A 3720-nucleotide genomic window follows, 5' to 3' on the forward strand; every position below is an offset into this window, starting at 1 on the left:
CGTCGCGCTGACGCGCCGCGCGCGCGAACTGGGTGCCGACGCCGCGCTGGTGGTCACGCCTTACTACGTGCGCCCGACCCAGGAAGGCCTGCGTCGCCACTACCTCGAAGTCGCCGACCAGGGTGGCCTGCCGGTGATCGTCTACAACGTGCCCGCGCGCACCGGCTGCGACCTGCTGCCGGAGACGCTGGCCGCGCTGCGCGACCATCCCGCGATCGTCGCGGTCAAGGAGGCGCGCGCCGACGCCGAGCGCATCCGCGATGTCGCCGCGCTGGCGCGTTCCGATTTCGCGTTCCTGTCCGGCGACGACGGCACCGCCGCGGCGGCGCTCGCGGCCGGCGCGGCGGGCGTGGTCTCGGTCGTCAACAACCTGGTGCCGCGCGCGTTCCGCGCGTTGTGCGACGCCGCTCGCGGCGGCGATCGCGCCGCGCTCGCACGTCGCGCGGCGGAACTCGCGCCGCTGATCGAAGCACTCAACTGCGCGCCCAACCCAATTCCGGTCAAGGCCGGCCTGGCCGAACTCGGCCTGTGCGGCGCCGGTCTGCGGCTGCCGCTGATCGAACTTGCGCCCGGCCCGGCGCGCGCGCGACTGCGCGAGGCGCTGGGCCGTCTCGTCCCGCTGGCAACCGCCGCATGATTTCGCAACGGAAACCCCTCTCGATGAAGAAACTGCTCGTCGCCGCCGCCTTCGCCGCGCTGCTGCTGTCCGGCTGCAGCCTGTTCCACCACAAGAACAGCGCGTGGGAGCGCGCGGTCGAGGAGCGCCCGCTGGAGGTGCCGCCCGACCTCGACACGCCACCGACCAGCGCGCAGCTGGTGGTGCCGCCGGCCGGCGATGCCGCCGCGGCCGCGCCGGCCGCCGCCGGTGCGCCGCCGAGCGCCGGCGTGGGCGACAGCTTGAGCGTGACCGACGACGTGGAGAGCGCTTATCGCCGCGTCGGCCTTGCGCTGGAACGCGCCGGCGTCGGCACGGTCGTCGCGCGCGATGCCGCCGCGCACAGCTACCAGGTCGCGGTGCAGACCACCGTCGTCCACGAGAAGCAGGGGGGATTCTTCCATCGCCTGTTCTCGCGCAAGAAGACCGAGACGGTCACCGGCAACGTCAGCGTGACGGTCGGCGCCGAAGGCAGCGGCAGCAAGGTGCAGCTCGAAGGCGACCGCGCCGCCGTGCAGCAGCTGCTGACGGCGCTGAAGGCGCGGCTGGGCTGAGCGATCGGACGGGAGCGGCCGTGGCCGCGACTCCAGGCAGGCGGTTCGGGGCTGCAGCCCCGGCCGCATTCAGCGCTGCAGCAGCGGCAGCTTGTCCGGCTTGCCGTCCCAGTCCTTGGCGTCGGCGGGCGCGTCCTTGCGTTCGGTGATCACCGGCCAGGCCTTGGCCAGTTCGGCGTTCAGCGCGACGAACTGCTCCTGGCCGGCCGGCACGTCGTCTTCGGGGAAGATCGCGTTGGCCGGGCATTCCGGCTCGCACAGGGTGCAGTCGATGCACTCGTCCGGATCGATCGCGAGGAAGTTCGGGCCTTCGTGGAACGCGTCGACGGGGCAGACCTCGACGCAGTCGGTGTACTTGCACTTGATGCAGTTGTCGACGACGACGAAGGTCATGTGCGCTGCGCTGGCCTGGGGATGACGATGCGCCGCGTGCCGGAAAGTGGCGCTCCCTACGAGACTCGAACTCGTGTTCCCGCCTTGAGAGGGCGGTGTCCTAGACCGCTAGACGAAGGGAGCGCGGTGCGGCGAAGGCGCGCTAGTATAGCGGAATCGAAATGCCGGGCAACGCCCCGGCGGCCCGCCATCAAGGGAACGAGGCCTTGAGTTCAGAGTCCAGGACGAATGCGCCGATCGCGCTCCGCGTGATTCCGCGCGACCAGCACACCCTCTCACGCAAGGACATCAGCCAGGGCGCGCTGCGCGTGCTGTACCGCCTGCACGAGGCCGGCCATCGCGCCTGCCTGGTCGGCGGCGCGGTGCGCGACCTGCTGGTCGGCGGACACCCCAAGGATTTCGACGTCGCCACCGACGCCACGCCGGAACAGGTCAAGAAGCTGTTTCGCAACTGCCGGCTGATCGGCCGCCGCTTCCGCCTGGCGCACGTGATCTTCGGGCCGGAAATCGTCGAGGTCGCCACCTTCCGCGGCACCGGCGACGGCGAGGAAAACGGCGACCGCCACATCGTCGACGGCCGCATCCTCCGCGACAACGTCTGGGGCACGATCGAGGAGGACGCGCTGCGCCGCGACTTCCGCGTCAACGCGCTGTACTACGACATCGGCGACTTCAGCGTGCTCGACTACGTCGGCGGCATCGACGACCTGCACGACCGCGTGCTGCGCCTGATCGGCGACCCGGAGCAGCGCTACCGCGAGGATCCGGTGCGCATGCTGCGCGCGGTACGGTTGGCGGCCAAGCTGGAGTTCCGCATCCACCCGAGCGCGGTCGCGCCGTTCGCCGCGCTGGGCGACCTGCTGGGCGAGGCGCCGCCGGCGCGCCTGTTCGACGAGTCGCTGAAGATGTTCCTCGCCGGCTACGGACTGCAGAGCTTCCGCGAGCTGGAACGCTACGGCCTGCTGCAGCACCTGTTCCCGGTGGCCGCGCGCGTGCTGGCGCGCGACGCCGACCATGCGGTGCGCCGCCTGATCGAGGCCGGGCTCGCCAACACCGATGCGCGCGTGCGCGAAGGCAAGCCGGTGACACCGGCGTTCCTGTTCGCGGTGCTGCTGTGGGGCGAAGTGCGCGATGCGGCCGAGGCCGAGGTCGCCGCCGGCGTCGAGCCGACGCTGGCCTGGCAGCGCGCCGCGCATCGCGTGGTCGCCGAGCAGTCCACGCGGGTGGCGATCCCGCGCCGCTTCGCGCAGGTGATGGAGGAAATCTGGGCGCTGCAACCGCGCTTCACGCAATTCGCCAGGAAGCGCGTGTTTCGCCTGCTGACGCATCCGCGCTTCCGCGCCGCCTACGATTTCCTGCTGCTGCGCGCCGCCGAATCCGACTACCAGCGCCAGGTCGGCGACTGGTGGACCTGGGCGCAGGGCGCGACCCACGAGCAGGTCGCGCAATCGCTGGCGCAGGTGCAGCAGGCGGAGCCGTCCGTCGAGCCGGCCGCGACCCTGTCCGAAGCCGCGCCGGCGGCGGTGGCGAAGAAGCGCCGGCGGCGCCGGCGGCGCAGCCCCTCCGCGGCGGGCGGCGCCGCCGCGGACTGACGCGTGACGCCGGCCTACGTCGCGCTCGGCAGCAACCTCGGCGACCCGCGCGCACAGGTGCTGCGCGGCCTCGGTGCGCTGGCCGGACTGCCGCAAACCCGCCTGCTGCGGCGCTCGCCGCTGTACCTGACGCCGCCGTGGGGCATCGCCGAGCAGCCAGCGTTCGTCAACGCCGTGGCCGCGCTGGAGACGGAGCTGTCGCCGCAGGCGCTGCTGCAGGCGCTGCTGGGGATCGAGCGGGCGTGCGGCCGCGACCGCAGCGGACCGCGCTGGGGGCCGCGCACGCTCGACCTCGACCTGCTGCTGTACGGCGACCGGGTGCTGCGCGAGGATGACCTGACCCTGCCGCATCCGCGCCTCGCCGAGCGCGCCTTCGTGCTGCGCCCGCTTGCGGACCTGGCACCCAGCCTCCATGTGCCGGGGCAGGGCCGCGTCGATGCGCTGCTGGCGCGCGTCGACGCCAGCGGCTGCGTGCCGCTGGCCGACGCTTGAGCGGCGCCGAGCGCGCCGCCGATAATCCGCGGTT

At 72.6% G+C, this 3720-nt stretch carries 5 protein-coding genes and 1 tRNA gene; 4 read left to right on the plus strand and 2 right to left on the minus strand.

The window, feature by feature from the left end; genetic code table 11:
• Positions 1-637 (plus strand): dihydrodipicolinate synthase family protein (locus ABFC67_RS07785; protein ID WP_346737431.1); only part of this gene is annotated, 637 nt, incomplete at its 5' end.
• Positions 638-660: 23 nt separating this feature from the next.
• Positions 661-1209, plus strand: coding sequence for a hypothetical protein (locus ABFC67_RS07790; protein WP_346737432.1), 549 nt, complete (start codon positions 661-663; stop codon positions 1207-1209).
• 69 nt (positions 1210-1278) lie between these two features.
• Here the strand turns inward: ABFC67_RS07790 and fdxA are convergent, their stop codons facing one another.
• Together fdxA and ABFC67_RS07800 are read right to left on the minus strand one after the other, a co-directional pair.
• A complete protein-coding gene (gene fdxA / locus ABFC67_RS07795; protein WP_346737433.1) occupies positions 1279-1602 on the minus strand; it encodes a ferredoxin FdxA in 324 nt (107 codons plus the stop codon).
• A gap of 47 nt (positions 1603-1649) precedes the next feature.
• Positions 1650-1725: transfer RNA gene (locus tag ABFC67_RS07800), tRNA-Glu, on the minus strand.
• Between the two features lie 83 nt (positions 1726-1808).
• On the opposite strand from ABFC67_RS07800, the gene pcnB reads away from it, so the two are divergent.
• On the plus strand, positions 1809-3194 hold the full coding sequence (gene pcnB / locus ABFC67_RS07805) for a polynucleotide adenylyltransferase PcnB (protein ID WP_346737434.1): 1386 nt from the start codon (positions 1809-1811) through the stop codon (positions 3192-3194).
• A 3-nt stretch (positions 3195-3197) separates the two neighbouring features.
• Entirely contained in the window at positions 3198-3686 is a 489-nt protein-coding gene (folK, locus tag ABFC67_RS07810; RefSeq protein ID WP_346737435.1) for a 2-amino-4-hydroxy-6-hydroxymethyldihydropteridine diphosphokinase, read from the plus strand.
• The last annotated feature ends 34 nt before the right edge of the window (positions 3687-3720 follow it).

The organism is Mizugakiibacter sp. (genome assembly GCF_039680435.1).
Classification (GTDB): Bacteria; Pseudomonadota; Gammaproteobacteria; order Xanthomonadales; family Rhodanobacteraceae; genus Mizugakiibacter.

Excerpts from the sequence above, each read along its gene's own strand:
- fdxA (WP_346737433.1), bottom strand. The coding sequence starts at position 1,602 with ATGACCTTCGTCGTCGTCGACAACTGCATCAAGTGCAAGTACACCGAC.
- ABFC67_RS07790 (WP_346737432.1), top strand. The coding sequence starts at position 661 with ATGAAGAAACTGCTCGTCGCCGCCGCCTTCGCCGCGCTGCTGCTGTCC.